This window comes from Pseudomonas sp. TWRC1-2, from assembly GCF_049896685.1.
Classification (GTDB): Bacteria; Pseudomonadota; Gammaproteobacteria; order Pseudomonadales; family Pseudomonadaceae; genus Aquipseudomonas.
On the sequence record NZ_JAFCUU010000010.1, the window covers coordinates 85,815 to 105,082 of the forward strand.

Genomic DNA, 19,268 nt, shown 5'->3' on the forward strand with positions numbered 1-19,268 from the left:
AGAATTTTTCTGCTAGTGTCGAGCCCATCAAATCGGCTCGATGCTGACGAACAGGAAGACTCGAATAATGGATGTGCGATCCCCTTTGGCCACTTTCGGCCTGTGTGCGGTGTTGCTGATGGCTGGCGGCTGCTCGCCCAAAGAAGAGCAGAAGCAGGCCACCCTCGAAGAGAAAACCGCGAAGTTCGAACAATCGCTGGACAGCATTCAAGACCCCAAGCTCAGAGACGCCATCGCCGACCTTGGTGGCTCGCTGCTGTTGCTGGAGCGGGCGCGGGTCAAGCTCGCCAACAAGCCCATCGAAGCCGAATACGGCGAAGACACCCTGGCCCTGCTCAAGCACTACCCCACGCCCCAGGCCTTGGTGGACACCTACATCAATGGCCTGTTCGTGCTGCGCAAAGCCTCGCATTCCGACTACCTGACCGATTTGCAGCCGGTGTTCCCCTTCAACTTCAACACCCCGGACCAATTCCCTTTCCCCCACGGCCTTGAATGGCAGTCGGTGACGTTGAGCAACAACAAGGTCATTCCCTTTCAGCCCGAATGGTCGGAAACCGACCCGGGTATCCAGCTCAGCCCGAGCAGTTCCAACCTGACCAACCCCGACGACCTGACGGTGACTTACCCGTTCATCGAGGGCGTAGAAACCGAGAACAAGAGCCAGCCGCAGCCCGTCAGCCTCAAGGGCGCGGTCGAGGTGGTGGCGCCGGGCAAAGTGCTGACCTTCGATTTGTCGAAAAAAGACGTCGGCCACAAACGCACCGAGGGCAACATCACCCTCAACCTGCTGCTGCTTGAGAAAAACTACGCCGAGATCGAGCTGACCAACAGCGAGCCGCTGGCGCCGGAAGTCGGCGACGAATCGCCAAACCCATTGCTGGTGCAGGCGCGCGACAGCACCGGGCAATTTCTCACTCGCTCAGGCTCGATCAATGAAAACGCCGCGCAAGTGGCGTTTTACGAGAAACAACTGGCCGAGATGCAAAAACAGAAAGCCTGGTCGGATGCCTTTGAAAAACAGCTGACGGAGGAGCAAAAAGCCTTCGAGCACAAACAAAGCAGCCACTACGCCAAGGTGTATTTCAATGGCCTGATCGACAACCTGCAGGTCGACGTCCTGGATTTTTCCAAGGCCACCGTCACCCGCAAGGACCTCGACTTGCCGGTGCTGCGTTTTGACAAGAACAGCCTGCAAAAGACCGTGCAAGCCTTGCCGATGCCGGTCACCGTGTATGACGACAGCGCTGCCAGCTGGCTCAAAGACGCCGCAATGACGGAGGACCAACTGAAAAACAGCGTGACGATCAGCCAATCAACCGAAGACGCCAGCGCTGCGAAGATCGTCTTTGACCACCCGTTCACCTTCAATGACGACCTGGTCGGTGCCGATCGCAACAACAGCGACGCGCCCATCACCTTCTTTGCGGCGGACGACAAAGGTGAACGCGGCGAGCCCATCGAACTGCCGGCCGAGGCCTTCGAGCTGAACGCCGCCACCGGCACGCTCACCTACGATCTCAACCTGTTCCCGGAAACCCCGGCGTTTGCGGTGGGCTCGATTCCGCTGTTTCTTGCCACCATCGAGAAAGCCACGATTGACGTTGCCAAGCTGCCCAAGGGCCTGTCGCTCAAGGACAACGCATTGATCGTCGATCAAAAGGAATTTCCCGCCGACAGCTGGCGCTTCTACGCCAAGGACGCGAGCGGCAACTACCTGAAGGAAATTCTCGGCGTCAGCCACCGTGCCGAGGAATACGGCACAGCGTTGTTTGACGTGCACTATTTCTACGGCCAGCCGACCAGCCTGGAAAGCTACCAGCGCACCGACCTCGACACCGTGCAATACGGCTTTGAGGTCAAACTGGACAAGCCCGACAGCAAATAAACGCTCAGTGGCGAGTATCGCTGAGCGTCTGGGCTCGCCCGCCATTGAGCTGTCGCAGATGTGCCTGCAGGTGCAGGCACCAGATCTGCGGGTCGTCCGCCAGCTCGTAGCCGTGCAGCGTCAAGCTTTCGACGATCGACCCCAGAATGGTTTCTGCCACGAAGGGCCCATGAAACGGGCCTTGAGACTTGATGGTGGAAGGCTGTTCGCCGGTCATTCCGGCAGCAAACAACAGCGTCCACATCCCGTTATCCCCGGCGAGAGGGCGAATGGAGCATTCGATACGGGTGACCAGGCCCAGGCATTGGCGGGTAAGGCAAAGGTTGCGCGGCATGGCGGCGACCCTCGGTAGATCGGTGTTCAACCTCGCGCAGGGCAAGGCTGTCTCTGTCCAGCGACTCCTGTGGATATCCCTTGAAGTGAGAATAGAAGAAAACCAGTACAAACCAAGCTTGTAGGGACCAACGGGCGTTGGCCCTACACGCGAGTCAAAATTGTGGCGAACGCGCTCGTCGTGGCAGCGGGCCTGTTGTGGCGAGCGGGCTTGCCCCGCGTCGGGCTGCGAAGCAGCCCCAATAAGCCCACTGCAATCTGTCAGGCAGATTGGACTGGCTGGTTTGGGGCGGCTTCGCCACCCAACGCGGGGCAAGCCCGCTCGCTACGCACCATCAGGTCGGCTTGGCTTCCGCCAGCGCCTGCTGTGCCAGCTCCTTTTCCGCTTCCTTCAAGTCATCTTCGCTGATCATCTCGGCAATCGCGCGCAAACGCTCTACCACGCGCGCATTCACGGTGCCTTCAGGGAATTGGCCCTGCTCGTCCGGCTCACCGGCGGGCTCACCGACCAACAAGCTCAGCGCCTCGTCCGCCTGACGCACGGCATAGATATGGAACTGCCCGGCGCGCACGGCCTGCAGCACCTTCTCGTCAAGCATCAGCGTGGCGACGTTGGCCTGCGGGATGATCGCGCCCTGCTCGCCGGTCAGCCCGCGTGCTTCGCAGAGGCGGAAGAAGCCTTCGATTTTCTCGTTGACCCCGCCCACCGCCTGCACTTCACCAAACTGGTTGATCGAGCCGGTGATGGCAAAGCACTGCTTGAGCGGCGTCTTCGACAGCGCCGAAATCAGAGTGCACGCCTCGCCCAGCGAAGCACTGTCGCCATCCACATAACCGTAGGACTGCTCCAGCGCGATACTCGCCGAGATCGCCAGCGGGAATTCCTGGGCATAACGGCTGCCCAGGTAACCGGTGAGAATCATCACGCCCTTGGAGTGAATCGGCTGGCCGAGGTTAACTTCGCGCTCGATGTCGACGATGCCGCTGCCGCCCGGGTACACCGTGGCGGAAATCCGCGCCGGCACGCCGAACGCCGAATCGCCGACCTCCAGCACCGTCAGCCCGTTGCACTTGCCGACTGCCGCACCGGCGGTGTCGATCAGGATCACCCCGGCAAGCATGTCGTCGAGAATGCGTGCCGACACACGGCCAGTACGCGTGGCTTTGGCCTTGAGCGCGCGTTCGATATGCCCGGCGTCGGTCATCTCGTCGCCCGCCAGGTGGCGAATGAAATCCGCCTCACTGACCAGCTGGAACAAGTCGCCAATGCGCGCCGACAAACGCCCCTGATGTTCGGCCAGGCGGGCGCTGTAAGTCGCCAGCCGCGCCACCGCGTCCGACGTCAACGGTGCCATGCCTTCTTCCGAGGTGCGGGTTTTAAGCAACTGGGCAAACTGCTCCAGGCTTTCGTCGACCATCGGGATGTCTTCGTCGAAATCCACCAGGACGCGGAACATCTCCTGGAAGTCCGGATCGGCGTCCTGCAGCGCGTAGTACAGCTGGCGCGAACCGATGATGATCACCTTGACCTGCAACGGAATCATCTGCGGGTTGAGGGTCACCGTGGCCAGACGGCCCAGCTCGCCCAGCGGCGATTCCATCTTCAGCTTGCGCGACTGCAGGGAGCGCTTGAGCGCGTCCCATACAAACGGCTCGCCGAGCATTTTTTCGGCTTCCAGAATCAGGAAACCGCCATTGGCACGGTGCAACGCACCGGGGCGCAACTGGCGATACGTGGTGTAGAGCGCGCCTTGGTCGGTGCTGTATTCAATACGGCCAAACAGGTTGTCGTAAGTCGGGTGCGGCTCAAACACCACCGGCGCGCCGCCGTTGACCGGGTGGCCCACCACCAGGCTGGGGCAGTATTGCTCTTCGAGCAGCTTGCGGGCCTGAGCGTCGGTCTTGGCATCATCCACCAGTTGCTCGACCACGGTTTTGAGCAGGTACACCTGCATGGCTTGCAAGTAGCCGCACACCGCTGCGTTTTCTGCGTACTTTTCCGACAGCGGCGCCAGCAAAGGCTGCAGGGCCAGGGTGATGGTTTCTTCGTTGAATTGGCGCAGTTGGTTGTTGGACTCACGTTTCCACTGCGGCAGGCTGGCCAACTCTTCGTTAAGGCGCTCTTCCAGCTCGGAAATATCAGTGTGGAAGCGCTCACGATCAGCTTCCGGCAGCTGCGAAAACTCGGCCTCGTCCAGCGCCTTGCCATCGAGCATCGGCGTGAACGCGATGTTGGTGCTGTCGCGGTACAGCGCCACGTCCTTTTCCAGGGCCAGACGCTCGATCACGTCCAGGGCCTTGTCGTAGCGCTGGTTGAAGGCGCGGTCGATGGCGCTTTTGCGCTGTTGATAAGTCGGGTGTTCGAACACCGCCGGGAAGGTGGCGACCAGGTTGTCGACCAGAGCGTTGATATCGGCGATGAACGCCGCTGCGCCGCCGCCCGGCAATTCCAGGGCGCGTGGCTCACGTGGCTCATCGAAATTATTGACGTAGACCCAGTCCGACGGGGTCTGCAGGCGTTTGCCTTCGGCTTTCAGGTAGCGTTTGACGAACGAAAAGCGGCCGGTACCAGGCTCGCCCATGACAAACACGTTGTAACCGGGGCGTGGCATCGCCACACCGAACTGCAACGCTTCAACTGCGCGTTCCTGGCCAAGCACACCGCGAAAGGGCTCCAAATCATTGGTGGTCGAGAAGCTGAACTGTTCAGCGGAGAAAGGGCGAGTCAGCGCTTCAGGCGCTAGACGCAAGCTGGCAGCAACAGGATCAGGCATCGGGCTTCCTTACATCAGGCGGGGCAGATGACGGCATTCTGGCTCTCGGTTGCGCGCTCTGGCAAGGCGCGCCTGTGGGAAAGCGTAGACACGGGAGGCGTCCTACAAAAAAATCGCGACAACCGTGCGCAATCACTTCGATTGTTTTATAAAAAATAACGGAACCCCAGGAACGTGCCTAAACTCCAAACTGCGCGGGTTGGACTAATAACTGGCCCCTAGGGCGCTGCAACGCGCCTGAACCCTTGTCCATTGGTTTGCACACAAAGAGAACAAAGCTATGAAACGGATCCTTCTTGGTACTCTCTTCACCGTCGTCTCCCTCAATGCAATGGCAGAAGCACCAGGTGGCCCGAACTGCGGTTGGGGCAACATGTTGTTTGAAGGCCAGCGCGGTACTCCAGCTCACTTCCTCGCTTCCACCACCAACGGCACCTCGGGTAACGCCACTTTCGGCATGACCTCGGGCACCAACGGTTGCAGCACCAACAGCGCCCTGACCTACGGCGGCAAGTCCTGGATTGCCATGAATGGCATGATGAACGAGCTGTCCGAAGACATGGCCAAGGGCAACGGCGAAGCGCTGACCACCTACGCGGTGGTACTGGGCGTTGCACCGGAAGATCGCGATCACTTCGCGGCCGTGACCCACGAGCACTTCCAGCAGATCTTCAGCAAAGCTGACGTGACCGCCGATGACGTGCACAACAACACCCTGGCTGTACTGAAAAGCGATGCCCGCCTGGCAAAATACGCTACCCAGGCTTAAGCTCGACCCGCCCGCGCCTTTCGAGGCGCGGGTTTTATTTTGGACCCGCCTCCCCTTTGGGTCTCACTATTTCCGACTTAAGTTGCCCCTATGCTCAAACGCTTTGCCTGGTTGGCACTCTTCGCCTGCGCCCCGCTGTATGCGGCCCCGCATATTGATGATCAACGTTTGCAGCAATTGGCCAACGATCCGTTCTGGCTGTCTCTGGGCCATTACGAAGCCGGCAAGCTCAAGGGCTGGCGCAGCTATGTGAGCGACAAAAAATTCTTCCTCGCCTCTGATGGCGCCCACCATCCGGACCAGGAACTCAAGGCGACCGTAGAGGCGCTGTACGCCCCGGCCAGCCTCGGCGAAAAACACGCCCAATGTGTTTACCCCGCACGTACGCGCTGGCTCAAGGAACAGTTGCAACTGACCGACTTGCCCACCCTGGAGTGCAAAGAATTCACCCAGTGGTTCAAGGACGTCGCGCCCCACAGCGCGGTGATGATCTTCCCGGCGGCCTACCTCAATAGCCCGTCGTCGATGTTCGGCCACACGTTGCTGCGCATCGACCAGGCTGACGTGCAAAGAGACAAGACCGCCCTGCTCAGCTACGCGATCAATTTCGGTGCCTACATCGAAGGCTCCGACAACAGCATTCTCTACGCCTGGAAAGGCCTGATGGGCGGCTATCCGGGCCTGTTTGCGTTGGTGCCCTACCAGGAAAAACTCTCGGAGTACCGTAGCCTCGAGAACCGCGACCTGTGGGAATACCGCCTGAACCTCACCCAGGTCGAGACCGAACGCATGGTCCGGCACGTGTGGGAGCTCAAGCAGATCCAGTTCGACTACTTCTTCTTCGACGAAAACTGCTCGTATCGCCTGCTGGAGCTGCTGCAAGTGGCGCGCCCAAGCCTGCGCCTGACCGAGCAATTCCCGCTGACAGCGATCCCCACCGACACCGTCAAGGCGGTGAAAGAGGCTGGCCTGGTGGAGAAGATCGACTATCGCCCGTCCCGTGAACGCGAACTGCTCGAACGTGCCAAGCCGCTGGACAGTGATGAGCAGCAATGGGTATTGAGCATCAGCGACGACCAGAAGCAACTGCAGGAGCCCGCCTTCAAGGCGCTGCCCCGCGACCGCCAGGCGCTGATCATCGACGCCGCCTATCGCCTGGGTCGCTACCGCGCCAATGGTCTTGAGCGCGACACCGAACGCTCGCAACGCAGCTTCGAACTGCTGCGCGCGATCAACCAGAACCCGGCGCCAGACCTGAACGTCGAGCGCCCCGGCCTGCCGGAAGACGGCCATGAGTCGCGCACCTGGCAGGCCGGCATCGGCACCCGTGGCAGCAAGACCTTCGGCGAATACGGCCTGCGCATGGCCTACCACGACCTCAACGACAACGCCGAAGGCTTCCCGTTGGGCGCGCAGATTGAAATCCTGCAGATGAAACTGCGCCAGTACGAAGGCAACCACTGGCAACTGCAGCAACTGGACCTGGCCACCATCCGCTCCCTGACCCCGCGCAACGCCCTGTTGCAGCCGTGGTCATGGCAAGTGACTGGCGGCCTGGAGCGCGTGCCAGGCAAACACGACGACGAGACCCTCGTGGCCCACGTCAACGGCGGCGCCGGCGGCACCTGGCAACTCACCGACGACATGCTCGGCTTCGCCCTCGGCACCGTGCGCGTGGAACACAACAACGACTTCAGCGAAGCCATCTCCCCGGCTGCCGGGTTCAACACCGGCGTGCTGTGGAAAAACCCGCTGGGCAATTTGAGCCTGGAAGCCAAAGGGGATTTCTTCACCAATGGCGAAGTGCGACGCAGTGTCAGCCTGAACCAGCAGTGGGAGTTGTCGCGCAACCTCGGATTACGCCTGAGCGCCCAACGCGAATACAGCCATTTGTCGACGCCAGTGAATGAAGTACTGCTCGAAGTGAAGTGGTATCACTACTAAATAACGCCTGACAACAATCAACATGTGGGAGCCGGGCTTGCCCGCGATGGCGGTGCATCAGTAACAACCAGGCTAACTGACCCACCGCCATCGCAGGCAAGCCAGCTCCCACACTGGTCTTGTGCCAGGCCTGAATTCCGTGCCCGCCGCCGCTCAAATGTGGGAGCCGGGCTTGCCCGCGAAAGCGGTGTATCAGTAACAACCAGGCTAACTGCCCCACCGCCATCGCAGGCAAGCCAGCTCCCACACTGGTCTTGTGCCAGGCCTGAATTCCCTGCCCGCCGCCGCTCAAATGTGGGAGCCGGGCTTGCCCGCGAAAGCGGTGTATCAGTAACAACCAGGCTAACTGCCCCACCGCCATCGCAGGCAAGCCAGCTCCCACACTGGTTTTGTGCCAGGCCTGAATTCCGTGCCCGCCGCCGCTCAAATGTGGGAGCCGGGCTTGCCCGCGATGGCGCTCGCTCAGGCAATGATGTATTGAATGACCCACCGCATTCGCGAGCAAGCCCGCTCCCACATTTGGCTCGCGTACATTCAGGCACATCGCATTGCCCATCCCATCAGGAGTTTCATCAACATGGCCGTTAACTGCACCACCCTCGAAGAAGTCCGCGCAAACATCGACCGCCTCGACCAACACATCGTCACGCTGCTGGCCGAGCGCGGCCATTACGTCTCCCAGGCAGCGCGCTTCAAAAAGGACGCCGATGGCGTCAAGGCGCCGCAGCGGGTTGAACAGGTAATCGCCAAGGTGCGGGGTTTATCCGAGGCGGTGGGTGCCAACCCCGAGGTCACTGAGCAGGTGTATCGCGCGATGATTGCGGCGTTTATCCAGCAGGAATTGGCCGAGCATGCGGTTCTAACGAATCCAGAGAAACCATCATCAACACACACAAGCTCATAGCCCGCGTCTAACCCATTGATAAATAGGCAGGAAATTTAAGACGGTTTTTTAGCTTTTTTCAGTCAAGCCTAACTGGCTCTTACTTTATTCTCTTTATTGGGGTTTTGTGATTAGTATCGGATGGCAATCAAATTGCCATCCCATCTATACACGGATCTGAATAGGTAAGAGGCTCACCATGGATTTCTTTGAAAAGCTAACCAGTTTGGCAGCGAAAGTTCGGTTACAAGGCCCCGCCATTCAAACAGAAGAGGCGACAAAAAATGCTTTCGTAATGCCTTTCATCAACACCGTATTGGGGTACGACGTATTTGATCCACAGGAAGTAACGCCAGAATTTGTCTGTGATGTCGGGACGAAGAAAGGTGAAAAAATCGACTACGCAATCATGAAAGAGGGCGAAGTCCAAATACTCATTGAATGCAAAAAAATCGGTGAGTCATTGAGCATCAACCATGCCTCACAGCTTTTTCGATATTTTCACGTGACGAGCGCAAGAATCTCAATTCTTACCAACGGCCAGGTCTACAGGTTTTTTACCGATTTGGACGCCCCCAACAAAATGGACGAGAAGCCGTTTCTAGAGCTAGACCTGCTGGACATTGATGAGTATGCGGTACCGGAGTTGATCAAACTCACCAAGTCGGCTTTCGATGTTGACTCCATCATCAATGCCGCTGGGGAGCTGAAGTATGTCGGCCAGCTTAAAAAGCTTATTGGCAGTCAGGTCAGCAAACCAGAAGACGATTTCGTGAAATTCTTTGCATCCCGTGTTTACGAGGGAGTGATCACGCAAAAAGTGCGTGAGCAGTTTTTCGAACTGACCCGAAAAGCGTTAGCGCAATTTCTGAACGACCAGATCAACGATCGGTTGAAGTCCGCAATGAGCGGTACGATCCAACCGACAATGGCATCGATCCCCGTCGCGAACAGCGCGGACGCAGAGAAACAAGATAGGGACGAGTCAGAAGACAAAATTTTGACGACTCTGGAAGAGCTTGAGGGTTATCACATCGTGCGCGCCCTTGTCCGATCAGTGGTCGATGCAAAGCGGATCGTGCAGCGAGATACCCAAAGCTATTTTGGGATACTGCTGGACGACAACAATCGCAAGCCGATTTGCCGCCTTCACTTCAATCGAAGTCAAAAGTACCTCGGGATATTCGACGAGGAAAAAAATGAGACCCGACACGCTATTTCGTCTATCGATGAGATTTATGAGTATGCGGATCAACTGAAAAAGACTGTGGGCTATTACGACTGACGGCGGCGCTGGAATAGCCAGAACTGTCGATATCTCCTTGTGGCGAGCGGGCTTGCCCCGCGTTGGGCTGCGCAGCAGCCCCAAAACAATCAACCAAGGCGGATCAGATACACCGCGCGCCTCTTTATTAGGGCTGCTTCGCAGCCCAACGCGGGGCAAGCCCGCTCGCCACAGAAGCAGGCTCTGCCTTTTAAGCGGCGGGTGTCATCGCTTGGGTTAGGTCATCGATGACGGCTTTGCCCATCTCGCACAGATAATGCGCGGCCCAGGCGTATTGTTCGCCGCGCACGTCCATGGCGGCTTCCATGGCAAGTTTCTTGGAGTAAAAAAGCAACGTGGAGGCGTGCTCCAAGGCTTCGTCAATCGGCATACCGGCATTGACGCGGAACAGCGGTTTTTCGTTTTCGCCGTAATCGCCAAAGGTGACGACGCCGAGGGTGGTGATTGAGGACAGGGGTGGATCGGGGACAACTTTAGACATGGTGTTTCTCTTAGGTTAAGAAGTAGAAACTGCCGCAGCATGTCGCTAAACATGAAGAGGTGGCAGCTGTACGCGGGTTAGCGAACCGGTAACCTAGAAACCCGGTAGACCCGAAGGTCTCCCGCGCACAGCCGCCATAACACGATAAGGCAGGCAAAAAATGCCTGCCAAACTTGTTGAAGAGGTCGTATCTACGTTTCTCGGGTCGCTAAACCCAGTCGCTGTTTTGCAGCGACCCGAGGAGGCTAGACACTCAAATCCTATGGCGCAATAGGCCAAGGATTCTCTAGGAAACGTCCTGCGATTTAAAGAGAATCGTCGTTGATGGCCCTTTAACCCAACACCTTTCTCACCTCTCTTTCACACCGGCCCGACAAATCCCTGACTAGACTCACCCTATCAGCCGTGAAACGGTCAGGGAGTACGCCATGTGGCGGTCTGCGGTAATGCTGTGCGCAGTAGTGTGGTTGTCAGGTTGCCAATCAACCCACCAGGATTTGCTGGCCAAAGGTTATCCACCGGCCTTTGCCGATGGCTTTGATGACGGTTGCAGCAGCGGTCGCCAGGCCGCCGGTGTGATCAGCGGGGAGTTTCGCAAGAACGTGCCGCGGTATCTGAAAGACCGCCAGTACGCCGAAGGCTGGGAAGACGGCTTTCGCCAGTGCAAGGCCATGCGCGAGAACGAAGAGTTGCGCGACTACAAGGACAACCACTGGGATGACCGCGAACGGGACTGGCAGCAGGAAAAAGACCGTGACGCCGCCAAGGCTTATCGCGCGCAGTAGGTCGCTTTCAGACATCCATCGAAACTAAAGCGCGGCGAACATGGCCCAAACTCCATTGAAGGAGATTGTCATGAGCCGAGCTTTTGTTAACGAAGACAACGCTGCCGCCCAGGCCGACCAACCGGTAGAGCGCCAGGTCAGTGAGCAACCCAACCACCTCACCGCGCAAGGGTTGGCGCAATTGCAGGCCAAGGTCGCGCAGTTGCAGCACGAATACAGCCTCGAGTCTGCCAAGGACGACAAACAGCGCCAGGCAGATCTTGAGCGGGACCTGCGCTACTTCAACCAGCGGGTGCAAAGCGCCCAAGTGGTGGCGCCGGCGACGTCCACCCACAAGGTGCAGATCGGCAGCTGGGTCACCTTTGCCAACGAACAGGACGAACACCAGCGCATTCAGTTGGTGGGTGAAGACCAGGCCGACGCCGCCGCCAATCTGATCAACTGGGGTTCGCCTCTGGGCCGCGCATTATTGGGCGCCGAGGTGGGCGACGAGGTGCTGTGGAAGCGCCCCGTCGGTGATCAAGTGATCGAAGTGCTGCGCGTCGAGCCCGAGGTTTAGACGATGCCTTGGGCCAGCATCGCGTCAGCGACTTTTACGAAGCCTGCGATATTTGCACCTTTCACGTAGTTGACCCGGCCGTTTTCTTCGCCGTAGTGCACGCAGGCGTGGTGGATCGACTGCATGATGTTGTGCAACTTGCTGTCGACCTCGCCTGCGGTCCACAGCAGGCGCATGGCGTTCTGCGACATTTCCAGACCGCTGACGGCCACACCGCCGGCATTGGAGGCTTTGCCCGGGGCGAACAGAATGCCGGCTTCGATAAAGATATCCACCGCCGCAAGCGTGGTCGGCATGTTGGCACCTTCTGCGACGCACAGGCAGCCGTTGCGCAATAGGGTGCGCGCCGCGTCGGCGTCGAGTTCGTTTTGGGTCGCGCATGGCAGGGCAATGTCGCAGGCCAGTTCCCAGGGCGTTTTACCGGCGCGAAATTCCAGTCCGTAACGGGTAGCCAGTTCGCTGATGCGCCCGCGCTGCACGTTTTTCAGCTCCAGCAGGGCCGACCATTGCGCCTCGGTCAACCCGCTTTCGGCGTACAGGGTGCCTTCGGAGTCAGACAAAGAAATCACCTTGCCGCCCAGGTCCATAACCTTGCGCGCCGCGTACTGCGCGACATTGCCGGAACCAGAGATCGCCACGCGCTTGCCTTCAACCCGCTGACCGTCGCGCTTGAGCATTGCTTCGGCGAAATACACGCAGCCAAAGCCGGTGGCCTCGGGGCGGATCAGGCTGCCGCCGTACGTCATGCCTTTGCCGGTCAGCACCGAGGTGAACTGGTTGCTGAGGCGTTTGTACTGGCCAAACAGGAAGCCGATTTCGCGCGCGCCCACGCCGATATCGCCGGCCGGCACATCCACGTCGGCGCCGATGTGGCGGTACAGCTCGCTCATGAACGCCTGGCAGAAACGCATCACTTCGGCGTCGCTCTTGCCCTTGGGGTCAAAGTCCGAACCGCCTTTGCCGCCGCCCATGGGCAGCGAGGTCAGGGAGTTTTTGAACGTCTGCTCGAAGGCGAGGAATTTCAGTACGCCCAGGTTCACCGACGGGTGAAAGCGCAAGCCGCCTTTGTAGGGGCCGATGGCGCTGTTCATCTGGATACGAAAGCCGCGATTGACCTGGACCTTGCCGTGATCATCCACCCACGACACCCGGAAAGTGATCGCGCGTTCCGGCTCGCAGATGCGCTCCAGAATGCCCGAGGTCAGGTAGTGGGGATTGGCTTCAAGAAACGGCCACAAGCTGCGCAGGACTTCTTCCACGGCCTGGTGGAATTCTGGCTGGTCGGGGTCGCGTTTTTTAAGGCGGGCAAGGAAGGATTCAACGGATTCGATCATGAAAAAGTCTCGGCAAATTGATTGTTTTTAAAGGAGATTGAGCCGGACCTTAGCAATTCATGTTGCACCTGAAAAGCGCAAAATGTCGCCTTTGTGAATTTAAATGGTGCATTTGATATAAATAAGTGGGCTTTTTTGCACCATGAGAGGGATTTCAACTTAGGGCATGCACCAGCAGTTAAACCGCCTTCGCGAGCAAGCCCGCTCCCACATTTGATCGATTTCCAACGATGGAATGCGGTCGAATGTGGGAGCGGGCTTGCTCGCGAATGAATCCACCTCGGTCTCCTTGAAAAAACGCGCAAAAAAAACGGAGCCCGAAGGCTCCGTTTTTTCCAACCAGCCCAAATCAGGCCAGTTTTTTGTGGCGCACACGGTGCGGCTGGGCAGCCGCTTCGCCCAAGCGCTTTTTACGGTCCGCTTCGTACTCGGTGTAGTTACCTTCGAAGAACACCGCTTGGGAGTCGTCTTCGTACGCCAGGATGTGGGTCGCGACGCGGTCAAGGAACCACCGATCGTGAGAGATCACAATGGCGGCGCCCGGGAAGTCCAGCAGGGCTTCTTCCAGCGAACGCAGGGTTTCAACGTCGAGGTCGTTTGACGGTTCGTCGAGCAGCAACACGTTGCCGCCTTCTTTCAAGGTCAGGGCCAGGTGCAAGCGGCCGCGCTCACCACCGGACAGGTCCTTGACGAACTTCTGCTGGTCGCCGCCCTTGAAGTTGAAACGGCCTACGTAGGTGCGCGACGGGATTTCATAGTTGCCGATGCGGATCTGGTCGGAACCGTCGGAGATTTGCTGGAACACCGTCTTGCTGCCATCCAGGTCTTCGCGGCTCTGGTCGACGCAGGCCAGTTGCACGGTTTCGCCGACTTCGATGGTGCCCGAATCCGGGGTTTCCTTGCCCATCAGCATGCGGAACAGGGTGGATTTACCCGCACCGTTACCGCCGATAACGCCGACGATCGCGCCTTTTGGCATGGAGAACGACAGGTTGTCGATCAACACGCGGTCGCCATAGCCTTTGGTGACGTTCTTGAACTCGATGACCTTGTCACCCAGGCGCGGGCCGGCCGGGATGTAGATCTCGTTGGTTTCGCTGCGCTTCTGGAATTCCTGCGACTGCATTTCTTCGAAACGTTGCAGACGAGCCTTGGATTTGGACTGGCGGGCCTTGGCGCCTTTGCGCACCCACTCCAGTTCTTCCTTCATGGCTTTTTCGTGGGCCGATTGCTGCTTGGATTCGGCGGCCAGACGGTCGGACTTGGCTTCCAGCCAACCGGAGTAGTTGCCCTCGTAAGGGATACCGGCGCCACGGTCGAGTTCCAGAATCCAACCGGCGACGTTGTCCAGGAAGTACCGGTCGTGCGTGATCGCAACCACGGTGCCCGGGAAATCGTGAAGGAAGTGTTCCAGCCAGGCGACGGAATCGGCGTCCAAGTGGTTGGTCGGTTCGTCGAGCAGCAGCATGTCGGGGGCCGACAGCAGCAAGCGGCACAGGGCCACGCGACGCTTTTCACCACCGGAGAGGAATTCGACCTTGGCGTCCCACGCCGGCAGGCGCAGCGCATCGGCGGCGACTTCCAGCTGGCGCTCCAGGTTGTGACCGTCACCGGCCTGCAGGATGGCTTCGAGCTTGGCCTGTTCGGCGGCCAGTTTGTCGAAGTCGGCATCCGGTTCGGCGTAGGCGGCGTAGACCTCGTCCAGGCGCGCCTGGGCGTCCTTGATCACAGCCACGGCCTCTTCGACCACTTCGCGCACGGTCTTGGTCGGGTCCAGGATCGGCTCTTGCGGCAGGTAGCCGATGTTCAGCTCGGGCATCGGGCGGGCTTCGCCTTCGAACTCGGTGTCGACGCCGGCCATGATTTTCAGCAGCGTGGACTTACCCGAACCGTTAAGGCCGAGCACGCCGATCTTGGCGCCAGGGAAGAAGGACAGTGAAATGTTTTTCAGGATTTCCCGCTTCGGCGGAACAACTTTTCCCAGCCGATGCATGGTGAAGACGTATTGAGCCATGGTGAACCTAGCGTCAGTGACTGATGAATTGAGCGGGCGAAGCCCGTGCAGGCCATGCGCCGCGCGGGCCGTTGACGGTGGTCAATGCCTTCGTGCGCAAAAAGCCTGAATGTCTGGGGCTGGAACGCCCCCGCGTAACCGGCAAAGCTACCTGAATGCGCTTGGTCAGTCCAGCCAGGCAGGGCTGGCACTTTGCCACAAGTCAAGGCATGCTAGCCGCCCTCCGGGCGTCCGGCTTATAGTGCACGTCGCGCGCCAGTCCAGCCAAACCGCAGGATCACAGCTTGTCCAAAGTCACGCCGCCCACTCCCCTGCGCGCCGCTCATATAGCGCCGGGAGCGCCCCTGCACGGCACCCTCAAAGGCGCATTGGCGACGCTTGTCCTGCTGCTGCTCGCGTTATTGTTCTGGCAACTGCTGGACCAACTGCAGCAAAACCAGAAAAACCAACAGCAATACACCATCGACTACAGCGCCGACCTGGCTGAACAGATCAGCTTGAACATGGCCCTGAGCGCCAAAATCGCCCTGAATTTGCTGCCGATGGTCGAGCCGCCGCGCAATGACGAACAGCAACAGGCGCTGGTGCGCACCTTGCAAGGTTCGCTGCCGGAACTGCGCAGTGTCACCCTGCTCGCCCCCAGCGGCGCGATGATCAGCGACAGCGCCAAAGACAGCGAGGACAGCGCCTGGCTTGAAGAGCTGGTACAGCGCAGTCACTCGCAACCTTATTACCTGAGCAACAACCCCGACGGCACGATCATCTATTTATTGCTGCACCAGCCCAGCGGCGGCTCGCGGATGTATTGGGCGCTGCGCCTGGCGCCCAACTACCTGGTCAACCTGACCCGCCAGGACGGCCAGGGCCAGCGCCCGATGTGGGCCATCGAGAACCGCCTCAACCACCGCGTGGTCAGCCGTGACAGCGGCATGCCGGCGCAATGGGCCTCTGCGCTGACCCCGGACGAATTGAACAAAAGCGTACTGGTCACGCCCCTGAGCAAAAGTGACTGGCAGTTGCGCGGGCTGTTCGACCGCAGCGCCGTGCTGGAGCAACTGCTGCCGGCCTTCATCGGCAAATGCCTGCTGGGCCTGGCCTTTTCGCTGATCCCGGTGATCGTGCTGCTGAACATGCGTCGTCGCCAGCGCCAGGTGCATGAGGGCCGGCGCCGCTATCAGGATATTTTCGAAGGCACCGGCGTGGCGCTTTGTGTGCTCGATCTGTCGGGGTTGAAGGCCTTTTTCGACAAAACCAACATGCGCACCCGCGAGCAATTACAGGCCTGGCTGCACACCCACGTCGAAGAACGCCAGCAACTGCTCAAGGAGTTACGCGTCACCGAGGTCAACCAGGTGGCTGTGCGCCTGTTGAACGTCAGTTCTTGCGAGCAAGCCTGGGAGCGTCTGATCGATGACTGCCCGCGCAACGCCACGGCCATCGGTTATCAGGTTCTGGAAGCCGTACTGACCCAGCAAAAACAGCTGGAGCTGGAAATTCAGCTCAACGACCTCGCCGGCAACGACCAGTACCTGTGGCTGGTGATGCGCCTGCCCGAGCAGCAAGACGACTTCAAGGCGGTCATCCTCAGTATCAGTGACATCACCAGCCGCAAGCTGATCGAGCTGTCGCTGGTGGAGCGTGAGCGTTTCTGGTCAGACGTGGTGCGCACCGTGCCGGATCACCTGTATGTGCAGGATGTGATCAGCCAGCGGATGATTTTCAGCAACCACCATTTGGGCCACACCCTTGGCTATAACAGAGCCGAACTGGCGCAAATGGGCGAGTACTTCTGGGAAATCCTGCTGCACCCCGACGATGCCCAGTATTACCACGACCTGCGCCAGCAACAACGTGAAGTCGGCTACACCACGCAGCTGCATTGCCAACTGCGCTTTCGGCACCGCAACAACCAATGGCGCCGCTTCGATATCCGCGAGCAAGCCCTGGCCCGCGACAAGACGGCGGTGGTCACGCGCATTATCGGCGTGGCCAAAGACATTACCGATCAGATAGAAGCCAGCGAGTCCCTGCGCGACAGCGAGCAGCGCTACCGCATGCTGGCTGAAAGCATCAGCGACGTGATTTGCTCCACCGACAGCCAGTTGGCCCTCAACTACATCAGCCCATCGGTCAATGCCGTGCTGGGTTATGACGTGGATTGGGTGTTCAAGAATGGCTGGCAGTCGATCATCGCCAACCCGCAACAACTGTCCGGCATTTACAGCCTGATGGAGCAGGTCAGCCGCTCGCTGGGCGACACTGCGGCGCTGAACAAGCTGCGCGATGAGGTGCAAACCCAGCTGTTCCTGTTCGACTGCCTGCGCGCCGATGGCCGCAAGGTGCCGATCGAGCTGCGCCTGGTGCTGGTGTGGGACGAACACGGCGCGTTTGAGGGCATCCTCGGCGTGGGCCGCGATATCAGCCAGCAACGCCGCGCCGAAAAAGACCTGCGCATGGCGGCCACGGTATTCGAACACTCCACTTCAGCGATCCTGATCACCGACCCGGCCGGTTATATCGTGCAGGCCAACGAGGCCTTCAGCCGGGTCAGCGGCTATGCCGTCGCGGATGTGCTCGACCAGTTGCCGAACATGCTCACCGTTGACGAACAACAGGAAGCCCACCTGCGTTATGTGCTCAAGCAACTGCACCAGCACAGCACCTGGGAAGGCGAAGTGTGGCTCAAGCGCCGCAACGGCGAGCATTACCCGGCGTGGGTCGGCATTACCGCCGTGTTCGATGATGAAGGCGACCTGGCCAGCTACGTGTGTTTCTTCAGCGACATCAGTGAGCGCAAGGCCAGCGAGCAGCGCATCCACCGCCTGGCGTATTACGACGCCCTGACCCACCTGCCCAACCGCACGCTGTTCCAGGACCGCCTGCACACGGCCTTGCAGGCAGCGGAACGGCAGAAGTCGTGGGTGGTGTTGATGTTCCTCGACCTCGACCGTTTCAAGCCGATCAACGACTCCCTGGGCCACGCCGCCGGCGACCGCATGCTCAAGGAAATGGCCACGCGCCTGCTGGGCTGCGTGGCCGAGGACGACACCGTGGCGCGCATGGGCGGCGACGAGTTCACCTTGCTCCTGCAACCACGGGTGAGCCGCGACATGGCGCTGAACCGCGCGATTCACGTGGCCGAGCAGATCCTGGCCAGCCTGGTGAGACCGTTTGTGCTCGAAGGCCGCGAGTTCTTTGTGACCGCCAGTATCGGTATCGCCTTGAGCCCGCAGGACGGCAACGAACTGAGCCAGCTGATGAAGAACGCCGACACCGCGATGTACCACGCCAAGGAACGCGGCAAAAACAACTTCCAGTTCTACCAGGCGGACATGAACGCCAGCGCCCTGGAGCGTCTGGAGCTGGAAAGCGACCTGCGCCACGCGCTGGATCAGAACGAATTCGTGCTGTATTACCAGCCGCAATTCAGTGGCGATGGCAAACGGTTGACCGGCGCCGAAGCCCTGCTGCGCTGGCGCCACCCGCGCCGCGGGCTGGTGCCGCCGGGTGATTTCATTCCGGTGCTGGAAGAGTTGGGACTGGTGGTGGACGTGGGCGACTGGGTGCTCAGCGAGGCCTGTCGCCAGCTCAAGACCTGGCACCAGAACAAGGTGCGGGTGCCGAAAGTCTCGGTGAACATCTCGGCGCGGCAGTTCTCCGATGGCCAACTGGGCGAGCGCATCGCCTCCATTCTCAGGGACACCGGCCTGCCGCCGGCGTGCCTGGAGCTGGAGCTGACCGAAAGTATCCTGATGCGCGAAGTCAACGAAGCGATGCAGATTCTCGCCAGCCTGAAAAACCTCGGGCTGAGCATCGCGGTGGACGACTTTGGCACGGGTTATTCGTCGCTCAACTACCTCAAGCAATTCCCCATCGACGTGTTGAAGATCGACCGCACCTTTGTCGATGGCCTGCCCTCCGGCGAGCAAGACGCGCAAATCGCCCGCGCCATTATCGCCATGGCCCACAGCCTGAACCTGGCGGTAATCGCCGAGGGTGTGGAAACCCATGAGCAGCTGGACTTCCTGCGCGAGCATGGCTGCGATGAAGTGCAGGGGTATCTGTTTGGACGGCCGATGCCGGCGAATCGGTTTGAGGCGCAGTTCAGCAACGATGCGCTGTTCATGTTCGACTGAGATCTTGCGGTGCGGCTGATGGCCTCATCGCGGGCAAGCCCGCTCCCACATTTTGATCTGTGAACCCATTCAAGTGTGGGAGC

13 protein-coding genes are annotated in these 19,268 nt (G+C 59.5%); 8 read left to right on the plus strand and 5 right to left on the minus strand.

The features are described from left to right. The first annotated feature begins 67 nt into the window (after positions 1–67). Positions 68–1,888 carry a hypothetical protein gene (locus ACP7B3_RS25225; protein WP_426181659.1) on the plus strand — a complete coding sequence of 607 codons (1,821 nt, stop codon included), beginning with the start codon at positions 68–70 and terminating at the stop codon, positions 1,886–1,888. A 4-nt stretch (positions 1,889–1,892) separates the two neighbouring features. Here the strand turns inward: ACP7B3_RS25225 and ACP7B3_RS25230 are convergent, their stop codons facing one another. Both ACP7B3_RS25230 and ACP7B3_RS25235 read right to left on the minus strand, forming a co-directional pair. Next, positions 1,893–2,222 carry a hypothetical protein gene (locus ACP7B3_RS25230; RefSeq protein ID WP_145162200.1) on the minus strand — a complete coding sequence of 110 codons (330 nt, stop codon included), beginning with the start codon at positions 2,220–2,222 and terminating at the stop codon, positions 1,893–1,895. A gap of 334 nt (positions 2,223–2,556) precedes the next feature. Continuing rightward, the gene (locus ACP7B3_RS25235) at positions 2,557–4,995 is read right to left on the minus strand and encodes a Lon protease family protein (protein ID WP_426181663.1); all 2,439 of its coding nucleotides are present in this window, start codon (positions 4,993–4,995) and stop codon (positions 2,557–2,559) included. A gap of 280 nt (positions 4,996–5,275) precedes the next feature. Between ACP7B3_RS25235 and ACP7B3_RS25240 the strand changes: the two genes are divergently transcribed. The 4 genes from ACP7B3_RS25240 to ACP7B3_RS25255 all read left to right on the plus strand — a co-directional run bounded on the left by ACP7B3_RS25240 (position 5,276) and on the right by ACP7B3_RS25255 (position 9,876). Further along, positions 5,276–5,764 carry a DUF3015 domain-containing protein gene (locus ACP7B3_RS25240; RefSeq protein WP_083356699.1) on the plus strand — a complete coding sequence of 163 codons (489 nt, stop codon included), beginning with the start codon at positions 5,276–5,278 and terminating at the stop codon, positions 5,762–5,764. A 90-nt stretch (positions 5,765–5,854) separates the two neighbouring features. Next, the gene (locus tag ACP7B3_RS25245) at positions 5,855–7,708 is read left to right on the plus strand and encodes a DUF4105 domain-containing protein (RefSeq protein WP_426181666.1); all 1,854 of its coding nucleotides are present in this window, start codon (positions 5,855–5,857) and stop codon (positions 7,706–7,708) included. Between the two features lie 577 nt (positions 7,709–8,285). Next, positions 8,286–8,612 (plus strand): chorismate mutase, encoded by a 327-nt coding sequence (locus ACP7B3_RS25250; protein WP_426181866.1) that lies wholly within the window; start codon positions 8,286–8,288, stop codon positions 8,610–8,612. A gap of 178 nt (positions 8,613–8,790) precedes the next feature. Beyond that, a complete protein-coding gene (locus ACP7B3_RS25255) occupies positions 8,791–9,876 on the plus strand; it encodes a type I restriction endonuclease (protein WP_426181669.1) in 1,086 nt (361 codons plus the stop codon). Positions 9,877–10,066: 190 nt separating this feature from the next. Here the strand turns inward: ACP7B3_RS25255 and ACP7B3_RS25260 are convergent, their stop codons facing one another. Beyond that, positions 10,067–10,357, minus strand: coding sequence for a DUF3077 domain-containing protein (locus tag ACP7B3_RS25260; RefSeq protein ID WP_426181672.1), 291 nt, complete (start codon positions 10,355–10,357; stop codon positions 10,067–10,069). 428 nt (positions 10,358–10,785) lie between these two features. Between ACP7B3_RS25260 and ACP7B3_RS25265 the strand changes: the two genes are divergently transcribed. Both ACP7B3_RS25265 and ACP7B3_RS25270 read left to right on the plus strand, forming a co-directional pair. Next, positions 10,786–11,142 (plus strand): hypothetical protein, encoded by a 357-nt coding sequence (locus tag ACP7B3_RS25265; RefSeq protein ID WP_242200372.1) that lies wholly within the window; start codon positions 10,786–10,788, stop codon positions 11,140–11,142. Positions 11,143–11,212: 70 nt separating this feature from the next. Next, the gene (locus tag ACP7B3_RS25270) at positions 11,213–11,701 is read left to right on the plus strand and encodes a GreA/GreB family elongation factor (protein ID WP_369302477.1); all 489 of its coding nucleotides are present in this window, start codon (positions 11,213–11,215) and stop codon (positions 11,699–11,701) included. On the opposite strand, the gene gdhA is transcribed toward ACP7B3_RS25270, so the two are convergent. Beyond that, positions 11,698–13,035 (minus strand): NADP-specific glutamate dehydrogenase, encoded by a 1,338-nt coding sequence (gene gdhA, locus ACP7B3_RS25275; protein WP_369302476.1) that lies wholly within the window; start codon positions 13,033–13,035, stop codon positions 11,698–11,700. The genes ACP7B3_RS25270 and gdhA overlap by 4 nt on opposite strands. A gap of 349 nt (positions 13,036–13,384) precedes the next feature. Continuing rightward, positions 13,385–15,049, minus strand: a complete 1,665-nt coding sequence (gene ettA, locus ACP7B3_RS25280) for an energy-dependent translational throttle protein EttA (protein ID WP_426181677.1) — start codon at positions 15,047–15,049, stop codon at positions 13,385–13,387. A gap of 284 nt (positions 15,050–15,333) precedes the next feature. On the opposite strand from ettA, the gene ACP7B3_RS25285 reads away from it, so the two are divergent. Continuing rightward, on the plus strand, positions 15,334–19,185 hold the full coding sequence (locus ACP7B3_RS25285) for a sensor domain-containing protein (protein ID WP_426181680.1): 3,852 nt from the start codon (positions 15,334–15,336) through the stop codon (positions 19,183–19,185). The last annotated feature ends 83 nt before the right edge of the window (positions 19,186–19,268 follow it).

What these genes read in the sequence shown, in the direction of transcription:
- ACP7B3_RS25225 (WP_426181659.1), top strand. Translation starts at nt 68, where the DNA reads ATGGATGTGCGATCCCCTTTGGCCACTTTCGGCCTGTGTGCGGTGTTG.
- ACP7B3_RS25230 (WP_145162200.1), bottom strand. Translation starts at nt 2,222, where the DNA reads ATGCCGCGCAACCTTTGCCTTACCCGCCAATGCCTGGGCCTGGTCACC.
- ACP7B3_RS25235 (WP_426181663.1), bottom strand. Translation starts at nt 4,995, where the DNA reads ATGCCTGATCCTGTTGCTGCCAGCTTGCGTCTAGCGCCTGAAGCGCTG.
- ACP7B3_RS25240 (WP_083356699.1), top strand. Translation starts at nt 5,276, where the DNA reads ATGAAACGGATCCTTCTTGGTACTCTCTTCACCGTCGTCTCCCTCAAT.
- ACP7B3_RS25245 (WP_426181666.1), top strand. Translation starts at nt 5,855, where the DNA reads ATGCTCAAACGCTTTGCCTGGTTGGCACTCTTCGCCTGCGCCCCGCTG.
- ACP7B3_RS25250 (WP_426181866.1), top strand. Translation starts at nt 8,286, where the DNA reads ATGGCCGTTAACTGCACCACCCTCGAAGAAGTCCGCGCAAACATCGAC.
- ACP7B3_RS25255 (WP_426181669.1), top strand. Translation starts at nt 8,791, where the DNA reads ATGGATTTCTTTGAAAAGCTAACCAGTTTGGCAGCGAAAGTTCGGTTA.
- ACP7B3_RS25260 (WP_426181672.1), bottom strand. Translation starts at nt 10,357, where the DNA reads ATGTCTAAAGTTGTCCCCGATCCACCCCTGTCCTCAATCACCACCCTC.
- ACP7B3_RS25265 (WP_242200372.1), top strand. Translation starts at nt 10,786, where the DNA reads ATGTGGCGGTCTGCGGTAATGCTGTGCGCAGTAGTGTGGTTGTCAGGT.
- ACP7B3_RS25270 (WP_369302477.1), top strand. Translation starts at nt 11,213, where the DNA reads ATGAGCCGAGCTTTTGTTAACGAAGACAACGCTGCCGCCCAGGCCGAC.
- gdhA (WP_369302476.1), bottom strand. Translation starts at nt 13,035, where the DNA reads ATGATCGAATCCGTTGAATCCTTCCTTGCCCGCCTTAAAAAACGCGAC.
- ettA (WP_426181677.1), bottom strand. Translation starts at nt 15,049, where the DNA reads ATGGCTCAATACGTCTTCACCATGCATCGGCTGGGAAAAGTTGTTCCG.